Below are 24,412 nucleotides of genomic sequence, written 5' to 3'. Positions count from 1 at the left end.
TGAGAAAGTTGGCTTTGCTATTCCAAAAAAGGTAGACTCGAGATAAGAGTCTACCTTTTTTTTGGAAGCTATGAAACTCCCAAATATTTATGCTGAACATCCTTATTTTCTAACAATTCATCTGGTGCGCCATTCCAAACAATCGTACCCTTGTTCATGATTAAGATTTCATCCGCTACCTGGTAGGCAAGTGATATATTTTGCTCAACCATTAATATCGAAAGTCCGGTCTCTTTCAGCTTACAGACGATCTCACCCACTTGGTCAATAATAACCGGGGCGAGTCCTTCAGATGGCTCATCCATTAACAGAAACTGTGGATTAGTCATCAATGCCCGGCCAATTGCCAGCATTTGCTGCTGTCCGCCGGATAGCTGCGTACCCATATTATTTTCGCGTTCCTTAAGAATTGGGAATAGCTCATAAACCTTGTCGATATCCCAGTTTACTGCTTGACTCTTTCCTTTTCTTTTCCGAGCGGGCATCGTTAAGTTCTCTCTAATGGTAAGGGAAGGAAATATTCTTCTTCCTTGTGGTACTAAGCCAATACCATCACGAGAAATTTGGTGTGTTGGTAAAGCCTGTAATTGTTTATCATTAAAAGTGATGGTACCGCGTTTTGATTTGACCAGACCCGATATTGTATGAATCGTTGTTGTTTTTCCTGCTCCGTTGCGTCCCAAAAGTGCGACACATTTTCCCTCTGGAACGGTAAATGTAACCCCTTGAAGGATATGACTTGTTCCATAATAGGAATGAACATCTTGTAACTCAAGCATGATTTTTCGCACCTCCACCGAAGTAAATTTCCTTTACCATTTCGCTATTTCTAACTTCTTCTGGAGCACCAGTTAAAATTGGCTCACCATGGTGAAGAACAGTTATTCGATCTGCAATCGCAAAGACTACTTCCATATCATGTTCAATTACCACTAACGCCATGGAGCGCGGCAGTCTTTGAATCATCTCGGAAGTTTGAGTTGTTTCTGCCGGAGACATTCCAGATGTTGGTTCATCTAGTAAAAGAAGCTTTGGTTTACTAGCCATCGCCAATAGTACTTCTAGTAAACGTTGTTCCCCATAGGATAGATTATTTATTTTCACATCACGGCGATGGGTAATCTTCCATTCTTCTAATATCTGATTTGTTTCTCTTTTTATATCAGAACGACTTGTTAGGGAAAACCATATGTCATGACGATATTTTTTCTTGGCTGTTAAGGCAAGATGAATATTTTCTTCTACCGTTAAATCACCAAATAAATTATTCTTTTGAAATGTTCGTGCCATGCCTAAATGAACTAATCTATGAGCAGGAAGATTTGTAATATCTTTCCCTTCAAAATGCACCGTTCCTGAAGTAATTGGAAGATGGTTTGTTATAGAATTAAAAAGAGTCGTTTTCCCAGCACCATTTGGACCAATAATAACATGGCGTTCGCCTGGCTGTACTTCCAATGACACATCATGTAGTACTTGTAGGGTACCAAATGATTTATTTATTTTATCTACTTTTAGTAAGCTCAATTGATAACCTCCTCCTTTTCTGCTTGAATAGTAGAGGAAACCTTATTATTTTTGGGTTTACTTTTAAAAATCATAGTAACACCTAATTTCAACCACTGGATGATTCCGCCTTTTCCAATAAGGACAAGGAAAATGAGAATGGCACCCAAAATCAATGGCCATCTTTCCGTATAGGTACTGATAAAGTTTTGTAGGAAGATGAAAACACCTGCTCCAATGGCAGGTCCAAGCAATGTACCAACGCCTCCAACGATAACCATGATCATTACTTGACCAGAGAACAGCCAAGCAGATAACTCTGGAGAGACGAAAACGTTATAGAAGGAATAAAGTGAACCAGCAAACCCTGCTAATGCTCCGGAAAGGGTAAAGGCTAATAGTTTATAAACACGAACGTCATAGCCAAGTGCAGCCATACGACCTTCATTTTCCATGACGCCTTTCGTAATTTTTCCTGCTGGAGATTCCACGAATAATCTTAGTAAAATAAAGACAGCGACAAAAATAATTCCCATCACATAATACATGGTTTGCGGATCAAATATGTCTCCAAATCCAAGATTCATAATGGCGGAAACAGACATCCCATCAGCTCCACCTGTCAAATCCTTCATTTGCCATAATAGAGTAAATATCAATTGGCTAAAGGCAAGCGTAATCATAAGAAAGTAGAATTTAGAAGTACGGATAAATACTGCTCCAGTAATGAATGCAATCAATCCAGCGATCGCAACCGCTATAATAATGATTAAATACGTATTAGTCACAAACTTCCCGATTAATGCAACAGAATAGGCACCGATTCCAAAAAAGGCAGCATGCCCTAGCGAATCTAAACCAGCATAGCCCATAATTAAGCCCAAACTCATGGCGAACATGGCCATGATAAAAATTTCAGTTGTTAAATTCGTTCCGAAATCAGAAAGTATTTGCGGTACAGCGAAAACGACGAGGAGAAGTAAAACAGTATAAAGAATATTTTTTTTCAATTATGCCACCTCTCTTCCAAATAGACCTTGGGGGCGAATGATTAAAATAACCATCATGATTAAGAATACAATGAGCATGGATAAGGATGGGAACCACACTTTTCCAAATATTTCAAGCACTCCAATAATTAAAGCGCCAATAAACGATCCCTTCCATGAACCTAAACCACCTATTACAACAACTATTAAGGATGTGACAAGGATTTCAGAGTCCATTCCTGTATACATCCCTAAGAGTGGCCCACCTAATACTCCACTTAATCCAGCTAAAGCTGCTCCAAAGATAAATACGCCTGTAAACACAGCTCCTACATTAATACCAAGAGAACCAACCATTGCACGATCATCTACCCCTGCACGAATGATTGCCCCTATACGTGTCTTTGCTTCTAAATACCATAGTAAAACTGCTAATAAACAACCAACAAATACCACAAATAAGCGAAATACTGGGAATGTCATATCCCCAATTGGGATGGACATATCAAGCATTGCAGGTGCTGGAATCGTTTGCATTTCTGTTCCCCAAATCCATTTGACAGAGTCAGCAATAACCAGCATTAAACCAAACGTCAGCAACACTTGTTCTAGCACTTTTCCATAAACACGTTTGATTAATACTTTTTCAAGGATAATACCAAATATCCCTACTGAAATAGCGGATAATAGAAGTGCAAACCAAAAGTTAATCCCATTGCTAATAAAGGTAAAGGCCAAATAGGAACCTAGCATGAACAGTGCTCCATGAGATAGATTAACAACATTCATAACTCCTAAAATAATCGTAAGACCTGCTGCAATCATAAAGTACAGCATTCCATATGCAATGCCTGTTATAAGTTGAACTAGAATTATATCCAAGGTTTCTCGCCTCTCTTCCTTTTTAAAATGTAGTATTAGAAACAGCCTTAATTAATAAATGGGGTTGTCTCTTGGGACAGCCCCATTTATTTAGTTAATCAGAAATTTTTAGTAACCATTATTTATTCAAATGGGGATTTTTCTGGCATTGTTACTTTTGATTTTGTTTCAACGATTTCAGGTACAAGTTTGCCGTCCTTCATAACGTTTTTGGTGATATAGAAGTTTTGAATTGGATTATGTGTTTTTTCATCAATCGTAATTGGCCCACGTGGACTATCATAGGAAATTCCTTGTAATTCTTTGATTACTTTTTCGGCTTCCACGCCACCGGCTGCAGTTAGAGCTTTGTCAAGAACTGTTGCTGAGTCATATCCATTAACAGAGAACGTATTTGGAAGCTTTCCGTATTTCTTTTCATAGCCTTCAACAAATTTTTTGTTTAAATCATTCTCCAACCAAGGTGAGTATATAGTTCCAGCAAGAAATCCTTCCGAACCATCTCCAGTGGGCTCTGTCATTAGTAAATCACCAAACTCTAATGTTCCAGACATTGGAATTTTATCTTTTAAACCAAATTCCTTGTATTGTTGAATATAACGAATACCGTCACTACCAGCAAAGAAGGAATAGATTACATCTGGCTTTAAGCTGGATGCATCTTGTAAATAAGTAGAAAAGTCATTTGTTCCTAATTTCGGATAAAGTTCTTTTAATACTTTACCGCCTGCTGCTTCATAGGCAGCCTTAAAGGATCTTAACACTTCGATACCAGCTGGGAAATCAGAACCCATAATAACTGCATTTTTACCAATATTTTTCGCTACATACTCTGCAAGAGGATGTCCATTTTGCCAGTTAGACCAAGAAACACGGTATACATAATCACTCTTTTTACTCCAATTAAGATCGTCTGCTGCTGCGTTTGGTACAATCATAGGAATTTTATCTTTATTCACTTCATCGCGTAATGCAAGAGCGATAGAAGAGTTAGTAGGACCAACTAGAAGATCTACTTTTTCACTGTGAACTAATTGACGATATTTTCTTAGCCCTACTTGAGGATTACCTTCGTCATCTTCAAATTTAAGCTCTACATTTTTACCGCCTAATTTCCCATCATGTTCTTCTAAATAAAGTTCGAATCCTTGCTTAATACCTTCAGATAATGGAGCCAATGGACCTGTAAAGGATAGGACAAAACCTATTTTAATCGTTTCTCCTTCTGCTGATTGAGGTTTTTCCTTAGTTGTGGTAGATTGTTGTTTTGCTCCTTGGCACCCTGCAACAAAAATCATCATTGTTAAAAGAAGCAGGAACATTAATTTCCATTTTGATTTCGTTTTCATAGTCTCCATATTTTATTTCCCCCTATTGTAATTACAGATTGCCAACTATTTCAAAACTACCCTTTATTAAGCGCTTCCATTTTCGTTCAATGTAATATTACAATTCCCTCCTTTTTCGACACGTTTTCGATATTTATTCAAAATGTTCGGAGTTTTCCGTCTGACTAGATGTTAATATGAATTTGTTCCTACTACAACACCTTTGTTCTGCTATACGCAACGAATTAAATTTTTTTAATAAAAATATTAAAAACTATCTGTTCAAATATTTTTTCTTATATCTATTAACGAATCCCCAATAGAGAGGAAGATCCCTTAGAGAGAGAACTTTAATGGATCTTTTATTACTCTATTAAACCAAGAAGAGAATTAGTGAGTTTGATCAATAGGAACATACAAAAAATGTTCTTTATAAAGAAGTAAGTAGGTATTTGTCGAAGAATTAATAAAGGATATAAAAAGTTTTTACTTAATATATAGTGTAAAAGATTTGCAACTAAAGTACTAAATTTGGGTAATTTTTATTGGAGATAATTTCCATTAATAAGGTTAAAAAGGAAGGACGATCATCTAAATTTAGATGTTCGAATTCGATAATACTCGCTAGCTATTCCTTACTGGTCAATTACACGAATGTTGTAATTGATCTTTTTTTTGGTGAATTGGGCTTTCCAGATTTTCTTAATAGGTAACGATATCAAAAAACAATCGTCTAATCTATAAAGGGATCTGAAAGGGATTGAAGCCATGTTTTTCTTCATATTGTTTCTTATTGGGCTGGTCATTCCATTTTTATTAATAAAGATAAATCCAAACTGGATTGTTTGGATTCCATCGCTAATCTTATTTATAGCTGCTATCGTAATGTATGGAAAAGCAGAGTTTTTTCCAGGTGAGGGAATGGCTGATTTGGCGGAAAGACTTTACTTTATGATGTTTGGAATAGCAGCCATTGGCTCCATTTTCGGCGGAGTCATCATCCATTTTATCCGAAATAAATAATTTCGCGGCTAGGTCCTATATTCACAGGGATTCTGGCTTTTTTTTGCATGTAACCCAGAGTATGGTCATATGGTGTAGGGAGGGGGTATCAGATGATTAGTTTAAATGGCCGCATTGTTAAGCTGGAAGATTTAAGTAAAGAAATAACGAATAGCGAGCAAAGGACTATTCTCAAACAAATGGCAAGTTACTCTGTAATCTATTACTATGAATCATTGCAGCAGTTAAAATTTGAATTATTATTTAGAGAAAATACGATAAAAGCAGCAAACGCTTTAGATAAAAGCGGTGTAAAGTTTACAACTTTTACTTATTCTTTTCCCAATAGAAAGTATTGGTACCGACTGCCAAACGGTGGTTTTCTTTTGCGCGAAGGGATTAATCCTTCGGAAGGAATCGAAGATATAGTGAAAAATGGAAAGCTGTATGCCTTTGAATGCTCTACAGGCATTGCCATCGTCTTATATATTGCTGCCCTCTATACGATAGGTCCGAGGGCATTTAATACGTACTTTAGCCGGTTGTATTTAATGGATTGGCAGTTTGATGAAGATCTACCCGTTTACAACAAAGATGGTGAGGATTTTATCATCGGCGATGTCTTACATTTTAATAATCCAGAATTTGATCCGAAACAGCCGTGGTGGAGGGCAGAAAATGTTATCTTTCTTGGAGATGACAAGTTCTATGGACATGGTATTGGAATACGAGATTCAAAGACTATCATTAACTTTTTAAATGGTAAGCGAAAAGAGAACCCGGATGAATCTGCCTATCTCATGAGGATGATCACAAGGCCTAATTACAAAACAATCTCATTATTACGATAAAGAGTGCGTAGCTTCCTAGATTAGGAGCTCCGCTTACAATAATCACTTAAACCAGCAAAAGAAAGCCCATTGCATTAGAAGCAATGAGCTTTCTTGTTATGGAAAAACAAATGAACACCTTTTAATTCATCGATTTATCTAACATGAAATCGGCTTTTGGCAGCGTAATAATCTTTCCGCCAATTTGTACGTGTATGGTATCTTTGAAAATGGCTTTTACAATTCCCTTTAGTGACACGCTTGAGTTGATTGAAATATCTTTTTTATCAGATTGATTTGCCATAATAATCAACACCTTCCAAAGTTAATTATAGAATATTATATATGATTAAAAGCATAAAAAGCGAATAAAAAGTACTGAAAAAAGTAAAATAAATAATTTGTTCATGCTATTAAAAAAACAATGCCAAGGGGTGTCAACATTGATTGAAATAACATGAACGATAGTTCAAGTATTACATGTTAGAGCAGGTCTGTCAATGGAAACATGAACTAGGGTTCAATATTTTTGATGTATGGTATAATGGTAATGAGGTGAGATAATTGTCAGACCGAAAAGACCATCTGGTTGGCGAGTTCCCGCTACTTCCTAAGCAGGAACGAGCTCAACAAAAAAGAAAATCGTTACTTAAAAGTGGACATGCATTGTTTATTATGAAGGGATATGAGTATACAACTGCAAAAGAGATTGCTGCTCATGCAGGGGTAGCAACTGGTACCTTCTATCGGTACTTTTCGGATAAACGACAGCTATTGATGTCATTGTTAGAGGATCAGATCGAGATGTTAATGCCACCTGAACCAAAATGGGGTGTTCGAGACCCTGAAAGCACGTTAGCAGCACTTTTAGAAGCACATGATCGACGTATAAAAGAGATGGGACTACAGCGTTTGCTCCCTGAGTTGCTAGCCAAGGATTCGGAGTTTGCGGAGGTTTTGGCAGCAGCCAAGAGAAAAATATATGATAGAATTCTTTCAGGTGTTAAAAAGGCTTATGAGCATAATCTTGTTTGGAAAGATTTAGATTTAAATACAGTAACATGGGCAATGATGATTTTAGCTGAGAATGCACCGGAAAAAATGAAACAATACGGGAAACAAGCAGATTACCGTGAAGTAGCAAAGGTGATTTGCCGAATGATTTTTCCTCCAGATGTGATCATCCGATTACAAACTGAAGCAGAATGTAAAGTAGATGAGATCGAATAACGGTTTCGAGATGAAAGGATGTAATAGCTAGGAATGAAAAAAACTTTTGATATGAAAAATTTAAAAACGATAAAAATAGAACTAACTCGCTTTATGATGGCGTATAAATTTGCTATAGATGAAATGACGACAAAAATTAATATCCTTAGAGATGAATTTAATTATATTCATGATTATAACCCAATAGAACACGTAAATTCCCGTTTAAAATCTCCCGAGAGTATCTTTAAAAAGGTCCAAAGAAAAGGGATTGATTTTACATTAGACAGCATTAAGGAAAATATAAAAGACATTGCTGGAATGAGAATTACTTGTTCTTTTCTTTCCGATATTTATGAATTAAGCCGGATGATTGCATACCAAAAAGACATTCGCATCCTAGAATATAAGGATTATATTAAAAATCCAAAGCCTAATGGTTATCAAAGCTTGCATATGATTGTGGAAATCCCGATTTTCATGTCCGACCGGGAGGAATTAACGCTGGTTGAAGTTCAAATCCGAACGATTGCCATGGACTTTTGGGCTAGCTTAGAGCATAAAATCTATTATAAATACAACAAGGAAATCCCTCAAAAAATGCTCGATGAATTAAAATCAACTGCAGAAATGGCATCGCTTTTGGACCGGAAAATGGAGAATCTTCATAGAGATATGGATAAAATGAAGAAAGAAGATGAAGCGGGTGAGCTCCTTCTGCCATTTGGAGTCGGAAACAACAAGCTTAAATTCTTAGAGTCCTTTATTGAAGAAAAACTGGGGATTAAATAAGAAGGAAAAGCCTATTACTATTTTAGGTAAGGGGATTCGTTATTGATTGCCCAAGGAATCATCGCGTTACGATACGGGGGTATGATATAATGACAGAAAATGAGGTGATCAAATGGCTTTAGACCATGTGAATGAGGACGAATTGGTTATTGAAATAAATGATGAATCTTGCTGCGGAACACATGAGGGCAGCCACCGGAAAAGCCACCACTCGGATAAGGTCAAGAATAATCTTGTAACAAGGCTTAATCGAATTGAAGGGCAAATTCGTGGAATTAAAGGGATGATTGAAAAAGATACTTATTGTGATGATGTCATCACGCAAATATCAGCAACTCAATCTGCAATAAATAGTGTTGCAAAGATTTTGTTAGAAGGTCATTTGAAAACATGTGTGATTGAAAGGATTCAAGAAGGTGACCATGAAGTTCTAGATGAGGTTTTAGTTACTATCCATAAGTTAATGAAGAAATAAATATCGGCTTCAAATCGTACAATGGTTAAAATAGTGCTCCGGCTTTTGCTGGAGCACTATTTTTTACGATTGTAATAATGAGTGAGTAGACCATTGTTTTTTCTTTTTTAAACATTAAGTGCCCCTGGGGAATTGTGTAGACATAAGGAATGGGGAGTAAGCTAATTAATTGTAGAAATATTGCCAATATTTTTTCGAAATAATAGTGATTGCTGCATTATAATTAGAATAAGACAACAAAAGGTCGAACTGGACTAAATTCGAGATCTGGTAAAAAATTTTTCCATGGAGGGTAGGATGATTTATGAAGACATTGATTGTTTATTGCTCATCACATGGTACAACAGAAAAAGCTGTCCAACTACTAAGTGAGTGGATGGAAGGTGAAGTCTTAGCTGTAGATCTTAAAAGAGATAAAATTACTTTTGATGTAAGGAATTTTGATTTCGTAATCATCGGGGGATCCATCCATGCGGGGAGTATTCAAGGTAAAATAAAACATTTTATCGCTAAACATTATAATGAACTAGTAACTAAAAAACTGGGTCTTTTTCTCTGCTGCTGGCATGATGGACAAACAGCGATTGAACAATTTGATACTGCCTTTCCAGAAGAGTTGAGGAGGTTATCCATTGCGAATGGGATTTTTGGCGGTGAATTCCTCGTAAGTAAAATGAACTTCATTGAAAGGCAAATTGTGAAAAAAGTAAGTGATGTTACTGTGGATTCTTCAAATCTAGATACAACAGCCATCATGACGTTTGTGATGAAAATTAATTCAACATTTGCTCATGCATAAAAATGCCTGACCCACCGTGGGTCAGGCATTTCACTTTTTCAGCAGATCTTTTGAATCAAATCAATGGAATTATTTTTAGGTGAATTAACCAGGGGGCTGACTTCATATACTTCCATTAGATCATGCTCCAGTGGTTTAAGTAAATGGTTAAGTTTTGATGTATCTTTGATGGAAGGATCGAGCCAATATTTTTCATCCTCTGGTTTTAAGATTACAGGCATACGATCGTGAATATCTTGAACAAGCTCGTTTGGATTGGTAGTAATTACTGAGCACGAATAAATCGACTTTCCTTCGGGGGATTTCCAATGTTCCCAAAGCCCTGCCATGGCAAATAATGCATTCGATTTAAGTTTGATCCGCATCGGAATCTTGTTATTACTATCGATACGTTTCCATTCATAAAAACTATCAGCAATAATCAAACATCGTTTTTTCTGAAAGGCATTACGAAAGCTCGGTTTTTCCGATAATGTCTCAGCACGGGCATTAATCAACTTATACCCAATCGACATATCCTTCGCCCAAGGAGGAATTAATCCCCAACGTAAAAATCCCATCCGATTTTGGTGTCCATTATTTATTATAGCTAACACCGATTGTGAAGGAGCCACATTATAATTTGGGAAGTACTCCTCCTCCTGAAGAAAAAACTCAATATCAAACCGGTCAATAAGCTGATCAACCGTCGCCGTTAACGTAAAACGTCCGCACATACCCAACACCTCTTTATTGTTATTATACCATGTGGTGCCTGTCACCATTTATACATTCTAATACTATTTATGCAAAGAAAAATGTATAAAACTGAAATTATAGGCGAATAATATTTAAGGTTTTGAATTTGGTGTTTCAGCGAGAAGGAGGTTGCGTATGAGGATTTGGTTTAATAGGTGGTTTACGACGGTTTCGCATTTTATTGAGTTGATTCGTGCAAATGATGAGGGGCGGCAGTTTGAGATTTTTGGAACTCACTCAAATAAGGATGCTCTCTATTTACAATATTGTGATTATGCTTTTACGGAACCCACCGTTTCAGGAGAGGATTATATTGAGTTTTGTCTGGATTTTTGTCAGAAGCATAAAATAGACATTTTCATTCCAAGAAAAGAAAATGTGCGAATCTCGAAAAGGCTGGCTGATTTTGAAGCTATTGGTGTAAAAGTGTTGGTATGCTCAGATTCTGATTTAATGGAGACACTGGATAATAAGGCTGCTGCTTACCATTCGATTATGCAAAAGGAAGAGGCAGGGGCAGACCTGGTTCCTATTCCAGATTTCTTCGTGGTCAATAATATAAATGATTTCAAATTAGCATACCAAACGTTGCGAGATAAAGGACATACGGCTTGTTTTAAACCGGTAATAGGGGAAGGTGCCACCGGTTTTCGGGTAATTGAAGATAAGATAGAAAGCATTGACCAGTTGTTTAGAAGGGCCAGCAGTCGCAGGCTTCCGTTCCATCACGCATGTGAAATTCTTAGCCAGCAAGAGGTATTCCCTGATTTAATGGTTTTAGAATATTTAGAGGGTCCGGAATATAGCATTGACTGTGTTGCATCTAATCAAACGTTATATGCTGCGATACCAAGAATGAAAGGGGAAGGAAGAATAAGAGAAATTGTCAATCATCAAGAGCTCATTCAACTTGCCCATCGATTTCATCAGCATTATCAGCTGCCGTACATCTTTAATATTCAGGTTAAATATAATGATGGGGTCCCTAAGTTGCTTGAAGTTAATCCGCGCATGAGCGGTGGAATGCATTTTAGCTGTTTAACGGGTCTTAACCTTCCTTACTTGGCAATTAAAGTATTATTAGGTGAAGAAATCGGCCAGTTGAAACCTAGATTCGGAATTCGAGCAAGTCATCTCGAGAAAGAAATGATACTTGATAAGGATCACTTTGCTTAAAAAAGAAATGCCTTTGGTGCTGAGCCCAAGGCATACCTTTTTTAGATATTTACTTGTTTATTTGGATTTTTTCATTGGTTTCGGGGACCCGCAGTAAAATGGCTCCGCCAATGATAAATAAAATAACTAAACTAAAAACACCTGCGTTAGTATTGCCAGAAATTTGTGCCGTAAAACCGACTAAGGCTGGACCTAAAATCGAGGCGAATTTATAAAATATATTATAGAATCCAAAGAATTCATTTGCATTTTCCTTAGGTACCAGTTTCGCAAAGTAAGAGCGACTCAATGCCTGAATTCCACCTTGAGAGGAACCTACAAGCATAGCTAAAATCCAGAAATCCAAGGTTGTTTTCATGAAATAAGCATAGATACAAATAATAATATAGATAAAAATACCAACTAATAACATTCTTTTTCCTGAAAATTTATCTGCGAGTTTACCATATACAAGTGCAAATGGAGCGGCGATTATCTGCGTTGCGAATAAAATAATTAACAGGTTGTTCGATGAGATTCCAAGGTCAGTTCCATAGGCAGTAGACATGGTAATAATCGTATGAACCCCATCAATATAAAAGAAATAGGCAATAAGGAAAAGAAACAATGGTTTATAGGCTTTTATTCGTTTAAGGGTTTGAAACACTTTTTTAAAGCTAGTCGAAATGGGTTTTGCAACTCGATCGACGGAATAGACCTGTTCTACATTTTTTAACATCGGTATGGTGAAGATTCCCCACCAAATGGCTGTAATCGCAAAGGCGATTTGTGTGGCCACTGTAACAGACAAGGGTAAAATCTCTTGTTGAGATAATAGAATAAGAGCAATGCCAATGATGAAAGGGATGGTACTTCCGATATAGCCCATCGCAAATCCGCGTGAGGATATCTTATTCATTCGCTCTTCCGTTGTAACATCAACTAGAAAAGCATCGTAGAAGATATTGGCTCCCCCAAATCCTACTACGGTAACAATATAACAGATTAAGAGGATAAGCCATTGGTTACTTGGGACAACTGCCAGCAGTGCGGTAAAGGCAATACCAAGAATGACGAAAAAGGTAAATAACCGCTTTTTTAAACCCCTAAAATCACCTATAGTACCTAGGATGGGTGCAGAAATGGAAACAAGGAGTGTTCCAAAGGAATTCGCATACCCCAAATAGGCAGTGGAGGTAGATCCTGCAAGACCAGCGCCATTTGCTGCAGCTTTAAAATATAAGGGAAAGATGGCAGTTGTAATCAAAATCGAGTAAGCAGAATTTGCCCAATCGTAAAAAACCCAGCTTTTTTCTTGCTTCGTCAATCGACTCATAGCGATTTCCTCCAGTTTAGTGTCATCTACAAAGTTAAAAGTTCCTCGATAATTTTTCCATCTGTATTTCCTAAATCTAGACCTAAAAGCCGTGCCAATGTTGGCCCTTCATCAATAAGACGTGCAAAAGGAACGATTGTCTTTTGACGAATCCCTTTACCCGCCGCCATGAAAATTGTGGAATAATCAGATTTTTCAGGAGAATAACCATGGCAGGCTAGGGTGTATTTATGATCTGCTAGAACATCTTCACGGGTAATCCTTTTTACATACTCCCCCTGAAAATCTTCTAAAAAGTAATACCCTTTCTTTGCTTCTACCATAAATGTACAGGAACCGTCTGCCCCCATTAAGGCAGCTTCTTCAGCTGTTAGGATTTTTTCAATACCAGCTTCGGGATCTGCCATCAATGAATCTAATAATATTTTTACTTTAAGGCTAGTTTCAAAATCATTGTTGTCTTTTAGATAAATATATGCTGATCCATCACAACTTTTACAGTAGGCTTTCCAATTATTTATCTTTCCTTTGGCATTGGTGGTTATTAGCTTTTCTTTTTGAAAAAGCACATTAAGGCTTAACGCTTTGTTCTCATCTAGGGCACTATGGTCACCTAAGGCAACAATCGTAGAATTTTCATAGATACCGCTCTCTTTTAATGCAGAAAGAATCCGTCCTAACCGGTCATTATGGCGATGAATGGCTGCAATGGCCTCATTAGCTGAAAATCCAAAGACATGACGCTTCGTGTCCAGGTCAGTAAAATGTACCAGCAGTAAATTGGGCTTTTTGGTTTTAATGGTATGCACGGTAGATTCTAAGACAAAGTCATCCAACTCTGGTTGATTTAATCCGTTACGGAGGTGACCAAAGCGTTGATTTAGGTCCCATTGAAAACGGGGACTACCGCTTCTAAGCGAGACCATAATTTGATTTTGCCACGGCCGATTTGGAAAAATCTCTGGTAAATTGTAATCAATATTCGCCCTGCCTGTCACTGGCCACAGCAAAGCTGCAGTCGTTAAATTTGCCTTTTTCGCTTCATCATATAACGTAGTCCCTTTAATTAAGTTTCTAAACCAGTTCCAGTCAGGTGAACTCCTTCCCGGCTGGAGAAGGGTGTTATTAATGATTCCATGTCGATTAGGGTTATTCCCCGTTACAATGGTCGTATGACAAGGGTAGGTCACGGATGGATAAATGGTTTCTACCTTCTCAACATAAGATCCTTTTTCAATGATTGTCCTAAAGTGTGGTAATGTTTGCAAAAGCGGAAAATCTAATGCTGAAAGACAATCAAATGAAATGACGATTAAATGATTTGTAAGTCGGGCCATGATTGCCTCCTTGAAAGAGTGTAATTACCATCTCAATTGTACAATAAACCATCAGGGTTAATTGTTAATTTTTCAATAATTTTAACTTTATTGGGAAATAATGTACAAATAATTCGGTGACAGGCACCGCAAAAAGACAGTGTCCACCCCAGGTGGACACTGTGAACAGAAATAAAGCCGGTTTCATAAGAAACCGGCTTTTAATTTACTCTCGCCTATTTGCGATAAAATGTTTTTCTTGCTCATTTTTAAAGAGCCTTCTTCAACGCAGGGATTAATTCATTTTCTAGATTCAGGTACTCATCTAAAAGCAGGGCTGCACCCTGGTAGAATTCAAATGAGGTAGATTTGCTCAATAGTTCACAAAAAGCAGAGCACCATCTAAGAAGATGATTGGTTAAAAAGGAGTGCTGGTCTTCTAACAGCTTTTTCTTTGTTTCAACATCGTCACTTTCGATTGTCTTTTGGATAAGAAAGCTAAGAAACTCTAATTCAATAACAAGGTGATCGTCAGGCTCGTTCCCTTCGCGGATAAAAGATAAACCGTACTGTCGGTAACATTCTCTTACCTCCAAGGTTACTTCTTCAAACAGCAAGTGCTCTTTACCTAAATAGACCGATTCCCAAGGAGGAGCTGGCAGCGCATTAGGTCCGACAAACAGCCGCTTATATTCCTCCTGTAATAATTGGAGGGTTTCATTATCCTCTGCCTGAATTGAATGGGTTGCTTTTTCAATGAGACGGCATCCTTCACTAATTTCACAAAGTGAAACAAACTGGGGATCTTTCAAAATCGCCAAATTTTCTTTAGTAAGAGGCATGTCAAAAATTAACCGAATTAACTGGTTAAGATAGTACCTACTATGTAAAAGGTGAGATTCATTCATTTTCGTTTGCTCTTTTGTAAACATATAATCTCCTTTCATAAAACCAGATAAATTAATAGTATCTGAAGATAGTGTGATAAGAGGGGAATTTTAAAAATGTTAAATAAGTTTCACTTTTATTTTAACAATATGTGGATTTTGATAATCATTATCATCGTATATAGAGAGTAAGGACACGAGGGCTGGTTTCTTAATACATTTTTCTTATTATGGTCGGTAGCCTGTACGTTTTTCGAATTTTTGAATTTACTATAGTAGGCAGTGAAATATGAATAATTATTGTTGACAAACAAGTTCGAAAAGCTACTGCCAAGTTATGAAATAACCTAGCTGTCATCTTGTAAAGGAAGGAGGGAATTTATGTATAATCAAAAGAATTTAGAACAATGGATGAGAAAAATAAAAGTAACAAATTTAGTGAATGCTGACGTGGACGTGGTAAACAATACTCCATTAGTGATGATGGGAAAAGGGCGCCAAGGTGCTGTTTTCCAATTAACTGATGACATCTGTGTAAAGGTGTTTGGTAACACAGAGGATTGTGACCGCGAATATTATGCGCTGTCCCTTGGGCAGAACACTTCTCTAATGCCAAAGCTCTACGGAAAAGGTTCGCTATATATTGTAATGGAAATCATCAGGGGAGTTGAATTACGCGAGTATTTACAATCCCAGCCATTAACAACCGCACTTTCTGCAAAATTAATTATCATGTTAGTTACCTTTAAGAAAATTGGCTATGAGCGAATTGACCATCATAAGCGGCAAATATATTTGCAGCCAGACGGCAGTCTGAAGGTAATTGACGTAGCGAGAACGATTTGGCGTGATCGAGTCTATCCTTATCCACGAAAATTATTGACTTCTTTAGGAGAAGAAAATAAAGCAATCTTTATGGCGCATGTACAAGAAATGGCCCCAGAATTATATTCGGAGTGGCTCCACTATATCCGTATGGAGGAAATCTCCCGACAAATTACAGCGTTACTTCTTCCGGAGGAACCGGATAAAAAGACTATTAAAAATCTAAGTAATAGCCTGTTAACAACCGAGGATGAGAAAAATTATGTAAACTTGCTGCAAGGCCTCGTTCATAAGGTTTTCAAAGAAGAATGGATCAAAACCATGCTTGCAAGAGGTGCTGACACTGAAGCTGTTATGGCCAAAATTGATGAGCATTGGGACAAACTCGAAATGGGGTTTGAGGAAAGGCACCCAGAGGGTGAAAGAACCTCCAAAGGCGATCGTGGCTATAAAGGAGAGCCACAAAGAGGAAAACATTTTGAAGGGGAGAGAGGCCGTCACAGCAAAGGTGCAAAAGGCGGAAAACACTTCTCTGGTGAAAAATACAATGATCGCGACCGACATGATCATAAACGAGACAAGCATAAAAATAAAGGCAAGGGGAAAAGGTAACAGCGGTAATTAACATTTTTACTCCTAAAAAGGGTTGGTAAAGATACCCAGTATTTACCTGAGGATGGATCCTAATAAAAACGAGGAGAAAAGATGATGAAAGTTTTAGTAATCTGGCGTCTGCTGACAGTTGGCGGGGTGAATGCCGGCTGGCGCAATCGCTCGATTTATTTTAAAAAGCAAGGAATTGACACAGAGTTTTTGTATACGACAGACCATGGCGGGCTCCACATAATGGAGGACGTTGCTCCTGTTTATTTAACCAAGGATGAGCAAGAAATTATTAAAATTATTCGAGATAATCACTATGATGCTATTATTGTTGTTGACACTGGTGCTGCCTTTAAATGGATTAGAAAAGCAAAATATAAGGGTCCAGTTTTGGTAGAGGCTCGCACACCGGAGCTGATAAAGTTAGGTCCCCAACTAAAATCGTTTAGAGGAATTAAGCCAGAAACAATCATTGTTCCTTCGCACTATCAAAAACGTTTAGTTTCGATTCTAACAGATGGGATTCCGATTCAAGTTATCTACAATGGGATTGATACCTCTTTTTACAGAGCTTTATCCACTGAAGAAATTCATATTAATCATGAACCGATCCTTCCAAACGGCAAAAAAATTATCGGCTGGATTGGCAGATTGGACAAACGGAAAAACTGGCAAATGCTCATGGAAGTGGCCAAGCTTATCAAAAGTCAGCGGGATGATATAGAATTTTGGGTTATTGGCGGGGCTCAAAGTGTCCAGCGGGATGAGTTTGTAGCCAAGCGGCAGGAAGAGCAGCTCACCGACATTGTTAAATGGTTTCCGGTCATACCTTATCATCAAATGCCGCATGTGTATGCAAAAATTCGTCAATCAGGAGGATGTACGCTGGCAACAACAAAAACAGAATCGTTTGGGAATACCTTTATTGAGTCAATGGTGTGTGGTGTCCCAGTGGTTGCTTCAAACATGATGCCTGTCACAGAATTGGTTGTCCATGAAGAGCATGGGTTACTCTTTCGAGGTCAAAATGTTGAGGATGCGGCTAAACAGATTACTAGTATAGTAGATAATCCAGCTCTTCATCAACAACTGTCAAAGGCTGCCATTGCCCGGGTTCGTGAAAAGTTTGCTATTGAGATTGTCGCAAATCAATATGTTCATTTATTGAAGAAAATAGCAGGAATCGACTCGATTGATAGCAGTGAGGTGAGTAAAGGTTGATACAACCAGTTGCCTATAAAAAAACATTAACAGGAAAATCGAATGCTCATTTGATTACATTTAATGATGGCCGTGACTATGCGGTGAAATATTACCAGACTGGATTCGAAAAAACACTTGCGAATGAGTGGGTCGCCTATTGCCTAGCACGTTACCTCGGTCTGCCAATCCCCTTTGCACAACTAGTAGAAATTCCACCAGAGTTTTCTTCGACAATTCCTGAACTTGCACAAATGACCCAAACAAAGTCTCAATTTGCTAGTCTTTATGTACCCGATTGTTTCGATGGCCATCAAGTGACAGCTGTTCCTAGTATTTCTAACCGGAAGAATCTTGCTGGTATTATCTTATTCGATTACTGGATGTGTAATCGTGATCGAACTAGGAAAAACATCATCTTATGTGATGATGGAGCAAATTCCTACCATTTGTGGATCATTGATCATGCAGAGGTGTTTTCCTCTTACAATTGGGAATTTAAGGATTTAGAGTACCTTCCAATCACGATATTAAAAAGTGCGACACACCAAATCATGGCATGTTTTATCGAGAATGAACAGGATTTTCATGATCAATTAGAGATTATTCAAACGCTGCCTATTAATTTAATAGAAGAAATTGTCTCACTCATTCCAGATGATTGGCAGGTTACAAGTGAAGAGCGAAAAGCAATTGTCAGTACACTGGTTACACGACGTAAAAGAATTCTTAGAAAGTTGATGGAGAAATTTATTAAAAGAGTTTATCTGCCAATACATGAAAAACATGAATGACTCCCTTGTCTATTTTTTGTAGAGGGAGTTTTATTTTTTCGAAAATGTACGCCTTAACTCCGGAATAAGTGATATTACTAGGTTACTAACGTGACCGGTGGCTATCCATTCGCATATAAAGGATAAAGGAGATAAGGGAAGGAGGCAGCATATGAAAATCCGAAAGGCCATTATTCCAGCAGCTGGCCTCGGAACACGATTTTTGCCAGCAACGAAAGCACAGCCAAAAGAAATGCTGCCGATTGTTGATAAACCAACCATTCAATATATTGTTGAAGAAGCAGTCGCTTCTGGAATTGAGGAAATTATCATCATTATCGGCAGAGGAAAAAGATCGATTGAGGATCACTTTGATAAATCGTATGAGCTTGAAGATACTCTTTTTAGAAAAAACAAACTTGAAATTTTAGCAGAAGTTCAAAATATATCAAACTTGGCAAATATTGTTTATGTCCGCCAAAAAGAACCGTTAGGGCTGGGACATGCCATTCTTTGTGCGAAAAGTGTTATCGGCGATGAACCATTTGCAGTTTTACTAGGTGATGATATCGTAATGTCGGAAACCCCGTGCTTAAAGCAGATCATTGATGTGTTCGAATATTATAATAGTTCAGTCGTTGCCGTTCAAACGGTAGCTGACCATGATATTAGCAAATATGGAATTATAAAACCTAAGGGGACGATGATTGAATCGGACATTTTCCATATTGATTCGTTAGTAGAAAAGCCTAGTGTTGAAGAGGCTCCTTCTAGATATGCGATTATGGGACGTTATGTATTGAATCCGGAGATTTTTGAAATTCTAGAGCGGACTCCAATGGGACGAGGAGATGAATTACAGCTGACAGATGCCATCAATGAGCTGAATAAACAACAGGCAGTTTTTGCCTATAACTTTACAGGCAGCCGCTATGATGTAGGCGATAAAATTGGTTTTATTAAGGCGACAATCGATTTTGCATTAAGCCGGGAAGATATCAGGGAATCTGTATGGGATTATTTACAAGATTTGCATAACCAAGAAAACATACAAAATAGTAAGAGAGAGATTGATTGATATGAAGATTGCTGTTTTAGGTACAGGCTATGTAGGGTTATCAACAGGTGTTTGTTTGTCTCAAATCGGTCACTATGTCACATGCTTAGATATCAATGAACAAAAGATTACCCAATTACGTCAAGGAATCTCCCCAATCTATGAACCAGGGCTCGAAGAATTACTACTCTCCAATATGGCCTTAGGCAGATTACAATTTACTACCTCTCAACCAGATACATTGACTGATGCAGAAATCATCATTATTGCAGTGGGAACGCCACAAGGTGATGATGGAGCAGCAGATCTTTCGTATCTTGTACAAGCCGCAAAAGATATTTCTTCCTATTTAAACCAAGATAAAGTTATTGTCATTAAAAGTACGGTGCCAGTTGGAACGAATGATGTAATAAAAAAATTAATTGAAGACCGTATTGGTGCAACGGTGAAAATAGTTTCCAATCCAGAATTCCTGAGACAAGGATCTGCGATAGTTGATACGATGAAGGCTGATCGAATTATTATCGGTTCTGAAAATGAAGAAGCTGCGAGGAAAATTGAAGAGATGTACAGGCCATTGAATGTGCCGGTGATTGTAACGAGTACTAGAAGCGCTGAAATGATAAAATATGCAGCGAATGCCTTTTTAGCAACGAAGATTAGTTATATTAATGAAATGGCCAATTTATGTGAGGCGGTCGGAGCAGATGTTGCTGATGTTGCTAAAGGAATGGGTATGGATAGACGGATAGGTGAAGCGTTTTTGAATGCCGGTATCGGCTATGGCGGCTCTTGTTTTCCAAAGGATGTGAAAGCGCTTCTGCATACGGCAGGGGCAAATGGAATAGAATTTCCGCTATTAAAAGAGACGATTGCGATAAATGAGTACCAACGCGAATTGTTAGTTGTGAAAGCTTTAAAACGGTTTGGACACTTAAAGGGAAAGAAAATTGCCATGCTTGGTTTAGCCTTTAAACCAGAAACAGACGATATGAGGGAAGCACCATCGATCCCAATTTCTGCAGCTTTGTCAAAATGGGGTGCCGAAGTAATTGCCTATGACCCGGTGGCCACTGAAAACGCAAGAAAAGTGATAGGAGATACGATTAAATATGCGGGTTCAATTGGTGAAGCTGTTTACGAGGCAGACGCCGTGTTAATCGTGACAGAGTGGAACGAGGTAAAAAATCTAGATTTGGCGGAGATGGTTAAGAACATGAAAGAACCGATCATCTTTGACGGGAGAAACTGCTTTTCCGAAGAAAAAATTAGAGCATGTGGAGCCGTAGAATACTATCCAATCGGAAAACCTGCGATCATCATATAAGGTAGAGGCATGATCTTTTGCAACAAGATGTACGGCAAAAATCATGCCTAAGCTTTTTTAATTAACAGCAAACTTTGATACAATAAAAAAGTTAGCTACTGAAAATACATAAAGAATTAATCAAGGGAATTAAGTGTCCACTGGAGACGGACATTTGTACATTAGTGGTGCCTGTCACCGTAAAAAAAGGAAGTGGAAAGATGGTTATTGAACATGAACAATTGGAGCGGAGTAGTTTGACTCGTTATGTATCTCCTAAGGGGGATTTTGAGGGGTTTCGTGATGATGAGCATTATCGTGAGAAGTTGAAGGAGTGGGGGCTTTCGTCTGCGAAGGAGGCGAAGAGGGAGTTTTTGTTTAAGGAACGGAATTACCAGCGTGTTGTGACGATTAAAGGGTATGAAACGTATGGGAAGTCAGAGGAATATAATACGCTTGTGATTGAGTTTCAGGATGGGAATCTGTGCTGTATTCACCCCGCTTTTCTAAAGGAAATGCAGGCTTCCAGTTTCGGCAAGGAAAGTATGCTGCAATTGGAGGAGAAGGATTTCAGTACACCAGAACAAGTTACTGTGACAGAAGTGAAGGAAGAAAAAAAGGAATTAAAATCTGAATCAAATCCCGAGCCCAAAAAAGCGAAAGCAGCAAAGCCGAAAAAAGAGAAAGAACCACAAATTGAGCTTCCAGTAGATAAAGTGCATTTTACCGCATCAGTAAAACAGTTTGCGCTTACCTATAATCCTTTTAATGAAGAAAACGACGAAGTGGTCGTTCTCGAAAATGTCCAGATCATACAAGAGCCAGCAATTGAACTTGGACTTGCTTGGTGCAGCCATAGTAAAACACTAAAAAAATTCGAATTGGCACCAGGAGATCAGCTTGAATTTGACGGAAAAGTAGCGAAAAAGAAATTAGCAAAGGGTAAGGACGTAGAAGAAGAGTTCATCGTCGATACACCGGTCTTATATAAAGTCAACAACCCATCAAAAATCGTAAAAAGTAAATAGGTAGAGATTCTCCTCAACAAGAATGTTGAGGAGTTTCCATTTTTTGGACTAAACAATTTTCATAACCTTTCCAAACGGTGCTTTAGGAACAAATTCGGTCGGTACTAGCCAGTACACCTCATAAGGAACTTCCATGTCTTCCGGGAAAAAACCTGTTAAATCGGTGATATAAAAAACCGTTTCAATTTTCTCTTCTTCGGCCCATTCAAGTGCCAAGGTATAGGAGGCTTTGCCGTGCGTGTGATATTTTATTTCTGTACCTTCCGTAATTGGCTCTGTAGTCCGTATTTTAAAATCAGCTTGAACGAGTGTAGTTTCGGGAGTTAGCTCTTTGAAAAAAGTTACGATATTTGCGATGAGGTCCATTTTTGTTTCATTTGTAGAAGTATCCACGATTAATGCCAGTTTTTTACCCTGACGATCCTGGATAATTTTAAGCAGATTTTTGTGCCATTTCATCCCTTTATTTTCCCCTCTCTTAATAGTCACAAAATTTATTATGCTCAAGTTGTATCGGGGAATTCTAATTAAATTATTGCAATTCATGCATAGAAAAATGAAACTAAAAATACTTGTAGATTTTAGCCTTGAAGGTATACTTTTAGTATATGACTTGCATTTTTTTAGATTGCAATTTCCAAGACTTCATCGGTCAATTTGAAAGAGAGACAGCTTAAATAAAGGAGTGAGTGAAATGGAAGCAAAGACAGCAAAATCAAGGGTAATTAAAAATTATAAAGGAACAGAATTACATGCAAAAGGATGGATTCAAGAGGCTGCGCTAAGGATGCTGATGAACAATCTTGACCAAGAGGTTGCAGAGCGCCCAGAGGACTTGGTGGTATATGGCGGGATTGGTAAGGCGGCGCGCAACTGGGAATCCTACGACGCGATTGTCAAATCGTTGCTGGAATTAGAAAATGATGAAACACTGTTAATTCAATCAGGTAAACCCGTAGCTGTGTTCAAATCACACAAGGATGCTCCGCGTGTATTACTAGCAAACTCTAATCTAGTTCCAGCATGGGCGAACTGGGAGCATTTCCATGAGCTTGATAAAAAGGGATTAATGATGTACGGCCAAATGACAGCTGGCAGCTGGATTTATATCGGAACACAAGGGATTGTCCAAGGAACCTATGAAACGTTCGCAGAGCTTGCACGACAAGATTTCAGCGGATCATTAAAGCATACAATTACATTAACTGCAGGGCTTGGTGGCATGGGTGGAGCACAGCCATTAGCGGTAACGATGAATGATGGTGTCTGCCTAGCGATTGATGTCGATGAGACAAGAGTTGATCGCCGGATTGAAACCGCTTACCTTGACGTGAAAACTAGTGATTTAGAAGAGGCTATTAATCTCGCAAAGGAGGCAAAGAGAGCTGGAAAGGCACTTTCGATTGGCTTAATCGGTAACGCGGCGGAGATTTTACCGATTATGATTAAAAAAGGGTTCAACCCTGATGTGTTAACAGACCAAACGTCTGCTCATGACCCTTTAAATGGTTACATCCCAGTTGGATACAGCTTGGCAGAAGCAGCTGCACTTAGGAAAGAAGACCCTTCTAAATATATAAATCTAGCAAAACAAAGCATGGCGCTTCATGTAAAAGCGATGCTGACCATGCAGCAAAAAGGTACTATAACTTTTGACTATGGGAACAACATCCGTCAGGTAGCAAAGGACGAAGGAGTAGAAAACGCATTTGATTTTCCTGGCTTCGTTCCTGCTTATATCCGCCCGTTATTCTGTGAAGGAAAAGGACCTTTCCGCTGGGTAGCTTTGTCTGGAAATCCGGAAGATATTCGAAAAATTGATGAAGTACTCCTCCGTGAGTTTAAGGATGATGAGCACCTTTGTAAATGGGTGAGAATGGCACAGGAAAAAATCAGCTTCCAAGGCTTACCTGCACGTATTTGCTGGTTGGGTTACGGAGATCGTGCCCGTTTAGGAAAAATCATTAATGACCTAGTTGCTTCAGGAGAAGTGTCGGCACCGATTGTAATTGGACGGGATCACTTAGATGCAGGCTCTGTAGCCTCACCAAACCGGGAAACAGAAGGAATGAAGGACGGAAGTGACGCTGTATCTGACTGGCCAATCCTCAATGCGATGATTAATGCAGTCGGTGGTGCCAGCTGGGTTTCCCTGCACCATGGTGGCGGTGTAGGAATGGGTTATTCCCAGCATTCCGGAATGGTGATTGTTGCGGATGGTACAAAGGATGCGGAGGTTCGTTTACAACGAGTCTTAACCACTGACCCTGGAATGGGTGTTGTTCGTCATGCTGACGCAGGTTATGAACTTGCAATTAAAACAGCAAAGGAAAAAGGCATTAATATGCCAATGCTAAAACAAGACTAAAGAGGTGA

General features: G+C 38.4%; 25 protein-coding genes. 14 read left to right on the top strand and 11 right to left on the bottom strand.

The features are described 5' to 3' along the window. Positions 1 to 68: 68 nt before the first annotated feature. The 5 genes from BLR86_RS06875 to BLR86_RS06855 all read right to left on the bottom strand — a co-directional run bounded on the left by BLR86_RS06875 (position 69) and on the right by BLR86_RS06855 (position 4,735). The gene (locus tag BLR86_RS06875; RefSeq protein ID WP_090759672.1) at positions 69 to 779 is read right to left on the bottom strand and encodes an ABC transporter ATP-binding protein; all 711 of its coding nucleotides are present in this window, start codon (positions 777 to 779) and stop codon (positions 69 to 71) included. Then, complete coding sequence (locus tag BLR86_RS06870; protein WP_090759670.1) at positions 772 to 1,527, bottom strand: ABC transporter ATP-binding protein; 756 nt, start codon at positions 1,525 to 1,527, stop codon at positions 772 to 774. Before BLR86_RS06870 ends, BLR86_RS06875 begins: the two co-directional genes overlap by 8 nt. Next, positions 1,524 to 2,516 (bottom strand): branched-chain amino acid ABC transporter permease, encoded by a 993-nt coding sequence (locus tag BLR86_RS06865; protein ID WP_090759668.1) that lies wholly within the window; start codon positions 2,514 to 2,516, stop codon positions 1,524 to 1,526. Before BLR86_RS06865 ends, BLR86_RS06870 begins: the two co-directional genes overlap by 4 nt. Beyond that, a complete protein-coding gene (locus BLR86_RS06860) occupies positions 2,517 to 3,377 on the bottom strand; it encodes a branched-chain amino acid ABC transporter permease (RefSeq protein WP_090759666.1) in 861 nt (286 codons plus the stop codon). 122 nt (positions 3,378 to 3,499) lie between these two features. Beyond that, complete coding sequence (locus BLR86_RS06855) at positions 3,500 to 4,735, bottom strand: ABC transporter substrate-binding protein (RefSeq protein ID WP_090759664.1); 1,236 nt, start codon at positions 4,733 to 4,735, stop codon at positions 3,500 to 3,502. Positions 4,736 to 5,488: 753 nt separating this feature from the next. On the opposite strand from BLR86_RS06855, the gene BLR86_RS06850 reads away from it, so the two are divergent. Further along, positions 5,489 to 5,728: a hypothetical protein gene (locus BLR86_RS06850; RefSeq protein WP_139185579.1), complete on the top strand. Its 240-nt coding sequence runs from the start codon at positions 5,489 to 5,491 to the stop codon at positions 5,726 to 5,728. 92 nt (positions 5,729 to 5,820) lie between these two features. Continuing rightward, entirely contained in the window at positions 5,821 to 6,558 is a 738-nt protein-coding gene (locus BLR86_RS06845; protein WP_090759659.1) for a protein-glutamine gamma-glutamyltransferase, read from the top strand. Between the two features lie 121 nt (positions 6,559 to 6,679). Here BLR86_RS06845 and BLR86_RS25940 read toward each other — a convergent pair whose 3' ends face one another. Then, positions 6,680 to 6,841 (bottom strand): hypothetical protein, encoded by a 162-nt coding sequence (locus BLR86_RS25940; protein ID WP_175492812.1) that lies wholly within the window; start codon positions 6,839 to 6,841, stop codon positions 6,680 to 6,682. Between the two features lie 260 nt (positions 6,842 to 7,101). Here BLR86_RS25940 and BLR86_RS06840 point away from each other — a divergent pair, with 260 nt between their 5' ends. The 4 genes from BLR86_RS06840 (at position 7,102) to BLR86_RS06825 (ending at position 9,812) form a co-directional block, all read left to right on the top strand. Beyond that, the gene (locus tag BLR86_RS06840) at positions 7,102 to 7,767 is read left to right on the top strand and encodes a TetR/AcrR family transcriptional regulator (protein ID WP_090759657.1); all 666 of its coding nucleotides are present in this window, start codon (positions 7,102 to 7,104) and stop codon (positions 7,765 to 7,767) included. Positions 7,768 to 7,800: 33 nt separating this feature from the next. Further along, on the top strand, positions 7,801 to 8,538 hold the full coding sequence (locus tag BLR86_RS06835; RefSeq protein WP_090759655.1) for a GTP pyrophosphokinase: 738 nt from the start codon (positions 7,801 to 7,803) through the stop codon (positions 8,536 to 8,538). A gap of 112 nt (positions 8,539 to 8,650) precedes the next feature. Then, positions 8,651 to 9,013 (top strand): metal-sensitive transcriptional regulator, encoded by a 363-nt coding sequence (locus BLR86_RS06830; RefSeq protein WP_090759653.1) that lies wholly within the window; start codon positions 8,651 to 8,653, stop codon positions 9,011 to 9,013. Between the two features lie 304 nt (positions 9,014 to 9,317). Next, positions 9,318 to 9,812 (top strand): flavodoxin domain-containing protein, encoded by a 495-nt coding sequence (locus BLR86_RS06825; protein WP_090759651.1) that lies wholly within the window; start codon positions 9,318 to 9,320, stop codon positions 9,810 to 9,812. A 38-nt stretch (positions 9,813 to 9,850) separates the two neighbouring features. Here BLR86_RS06825 and BLR86_RS06820 read toward each other — a convergent pair whose 3' ends face one another. Next, on the bottom strand, positions 9,851 to 10,528 hold the full coding sequence (locus BLR86_RS06820; protein WP_090759649.1) for an SOS response-associated peptidase: 678 nt from the start codon (positions 10,526 to 10,528) through the stop codon (positions 9,851 to 9,853). Between the two features lie 157 nt (positions 10,529 to 10,685). Between BLR86_RS06820 and BLR86_RS06815 the strand changes: the two genes are divergently transcribed. Beyond that, positions 10,686 to 11,726 (top strand): ATP-grasp domain-containing protein, encoded by a 1,041-nt coding sequence (locus tag BLR86_RS06815; RefSeq protein WP_090759648.1) that lies wholly within the window; start codon positions 10,686 to 10,688, stop codon positions 11,724 to 11,726. A 49-nt stretch (positions 11,727 to 11,775) separates the two neighbouring features. Here the strand turns inward: BLR86_RS06815 and BLR86_RS06810 are convergent, their stop codons facing one another. From BLR86_RS06810 to BLR86_RS06800, 3 genes are all read right to left on the bottom strand, one after another. After that, positions 11,776 to 13,041, bottom strand: a complete 1,266-nt coding sequence (locus BLR86_RS06810) for an MFS transporter (RefSeq protein ID WP_090759647.1) — start codon at positions 13,039 to 13,041, stop codon at positions 11,776 to 11,778. Positions 13,042 to 13,067: 26 nt separating this feature from the next. After that, positions 13,068 to 14,381: an alkaline phosphatase family protein gene (locus BLR86_RS06805; protein WP_090759645.1), complete on the bottom strand. Its 1,314-nt coding sequence runs from the start codon at positions 14,379 to 14,381 to the stop codon at positions 13,068 to 13,070. A 245-nt stretch (positions 14,382 to 14,626) separates the two neighbouring features. Beyond that, entirely contained in the window at positions 14,627 to 15,289 is a 663-nt protein-coding gene (locus BLR86_RS06800; RefSeq protein ID WP_175492811.1) for a TorD/DmsD family molecular chaperone, read from the bottom strand. Positions 15,290 to 15,625: 336 nt separating this feature from the next. Here BLR86_RS06800 and BLR86_RS06795 point away from each other — a divergent pair, with 336 nt between their 5' ends. The 6 genes from BLR86_RS06795 (at position 15,626) to BLR86_RS06770 (ending at position 22,036) form a co-directional block, all read left to right on the top strand. After that, positions 15,626 to 16,681, top strand: a complete 1,056-nt coding sequence (locus tag BLR86_RS06795; RefSeq protein ID WP_090759641.1) for a hypothetical protein — start codon at positions 15,626 to 15,628, stop codon at positions 16,679 to 16,681. 93 nt (positions 16,682 to 16,774) lie between these two features. Next, positions 16,775 to 17,893: a glycosyltransferase family 4 protein gene (locus BLR86_RS06790; protein ID WP_368086759.1), complete on the top strand. Its 1,119-nt coding sequence runs from the start codon at positions 16,775 to 16,777 to the stop codon at positions 17,891 to 17,893. Beyond that, entirely contained in the window at positions 17,890 to 18,666 is a 777-nt protein-coding gene (locus BLR86_RS06785) for a HipA family kinase (protein ID WP_090759637.1), read from the top strand. The genes BLR86_RS06790 and BLR86_RS06785 overlap by 4 nt, the downstream gene beginning before the upstream one ends. A 151-nt stretch (positions 18,667 to 18,817) precedes the next feature. Beyond that, positions 18,818 to 19,723 (top strand): UTP--glucose-1-phosphate uridylyltransferase GalU, encoded by a 906-nt coding sequence (galU, locus tag BLR86_RS06780; RefSeq protein ID WP_090759635.1) that lies wholly within the window; start codon positions 18,818 to 18,820, stop codon positions 19,721 to 19,723. A 1-nt stretch (position 19,724) separates the two neighbouring features. Then, entirely contained in the window at positions 19,725 to 21,029 is a 1,305-nt protein-coding gene (locus BLR86_RS06775; protein ID WP_090760340.1) for a UDP-glucose dehydrogenase family protein, read from the top strand. Positions 21,030 to 21,229: 200 nt separating this feature from the next. Then, entirely contained in the window at positions 21,230 to 22,036 is an 807-nt protein-coding gene (locus tag BLR86_RS06770; RefSeq protein ID WP_090759633.1) for a hypothetical protein, read from the top strand. Positions 22,037 to 22,084: 48 nt separating this feature from the next. Here BLR86_RS06770 and BLR86_RS06765 read toward each other — a convergent pair whose 3' ends face one another. Continuing rightward, entirely contained in the window at positions 22,085 to 22,495 is a 411-nt protein-coding gene (locus tag BLR86_RS06765) for a VWA-like domain-containing protein (RefSeq protein WP_090759631.1), read from the bottom strand. 235 nt (positions 22,496 to 22,730) lie between these two features. Here BLR86_RS06765 and hutU point away from each other — a divergent pair, with 235 nt between their 5' ends. Next, positions 22,731 to 24,404, top strand: a complete 1,674-nt coding sequence (gene hutU, locus BLR86_RS06760; protein ID WP_090759629.1) for a urocanate hydratase — start codon at positions 22,731 to 22,733, stop codon at positions 24,402 to 24,404. Positions 24,405 to 24,412: the final 8 nt, after the last annotated feature.

It is taken from the genome of Bacillus sp. OK048 (genome assembly GCF_900103525.1).
In the GTDB taxonomy this organism is placed as follows: domain Bacteria; phylum Bacillota; class Bacilli; order Bacillales; family Cytobacillaceae; genus Neobacillus.
The sequence above is the reverse complement of the archived record's forward strand: the minus strand, read 5'-3'. Positions and strand labels throughout refer to the sequence as shown.

Excerpts from the sequence above, each read along its gene's own strand:
- BLR86_RS06875 (WP_090759672.1), bottom strand. The coding sequence starts at position 779 with ATGCTTGAGTTACAAGATGTTCATTCCTATTATGGAACAAGTCATATC.
- BLR86_RS06855 (WP_090759664.1), bottom strand. The coding sequence starts at position 4,735 with ATGGAGACTATGAAAACGAAATCAAAATGGAAATTAATGTTCCTGCTT.
- BLR86_RS06845 (WP_090759659.1), top strand. The coding sequence starts at position 5,821 with ATGATTAGTTTAAATGGCCGCATTGTTAAGCTGGAAGATTTAAGTAAA.
- BLR86_RS25940 (WP_175492812.1), bottom strand. The coding sequence starts at position 6,841 with ATGGCAAATCAATCTGATAAAAAAGATATTTCAATCAACTCAAGCGTG.
- BLR86_RS06835 (WP_090759655.1), top strand. The coding sequence starts at position 7,801 with ATGAAAAAAACTTTTGATATGAAAAATTTAAAAACGATAAAAATAGAA.
- BLR86_RS06830 (WP_090759653.1), top strand. The coding sequence starts at position 8,651 with ATGGCTTTAGACCATGTGAATGAGGACGAATTGGTTATTGAAATAAAT.
- BLR86_RS06825 (WP_090759651.1), top strand. The coding sequence starts at position 9,318 with ATGAAGACATTGATTGTTTATTGCTCATCACATGGTACAACAGAAAAA.
- BLR86_RS06820 (WP_090759649.1), bottom strand. The coding sequence starts at position 10,528 with ATGTGCGGACGTTTTACGTTAACGGCGACGGTTGATCAGCTTATTGAC.
- BLR86_RS06815 (WP_090759648.1), top strand. The coding sequence starts at position 10,686 with ATGAGGATTTGGTTTAATAGGTGGTTTACGACGGTTTCGCATTTTATT.
- BLR86_RS06810 (WP_090759647.1), bottom strand. The coding sequence starts at position 13,041 with ATGAGTCGATTGACGAAGCAAGAAAAAAGCTGGGTTTTTTACGATTGG.
- BLR86_RS06800 (WP_175492811.1), bottom strand. The coding sequence starts at position 15,289 with ATGTTTACAAAAGAGCAAACGAAAATGAATGAATCTCACCTTTTACAT.
- BLR86_RS06795 (WP_090759641.1), top strand. The coding sequence starts at position 15,626 with ATGTATAATCAAAAGAATTTAGAACAATGGATGAGAAAAATAAAAGTA.
- BLR86_RS06790 (WP_368086759.1), top strand. The coding sequence starts at position 16,775 with ATGATGAAAGTTTTAGTAATCTGGCGTCTGCTGACAGTTGGCGGGGTG.
- galU (WP_090759635.1), top strand. The coding sequence starts at position 18,818 with ATGAAAATCCGAAAGGCCATTATTCCAGCAGCTGGCCTCGGAACACGA.
- BLR86_RS06775 (WP_090760340.1), top strand. The coding sequence starts at position 19,725 with ATGAAGATTGCTGTTTTAGGTACAGGCTATGTAGGGTTATCAACAGGT.
- BLR86_RS06770 (WP_090759633.1), top strand. The coding sequence starts at position 21,230 with ATGGTTATTGAACATGAACAATTGGAGCGGAGTAGTTTGACTCGTTAT.
- BLR86_RS06765 (WP_090759631.1), bottom strand. The coding sequence starts at position 22,495 with ATGAAATGGCACAAAAATCTGCTTAAAATTATCCAGGATCGTCAGGGT.
- hutU (WP_090759629.1), top strand. The coding sequence starts at position 22,731 with ATGGAAGCAAAGACAGCAAAATCAAGGGTAATTAAAAATTATAAAGGA.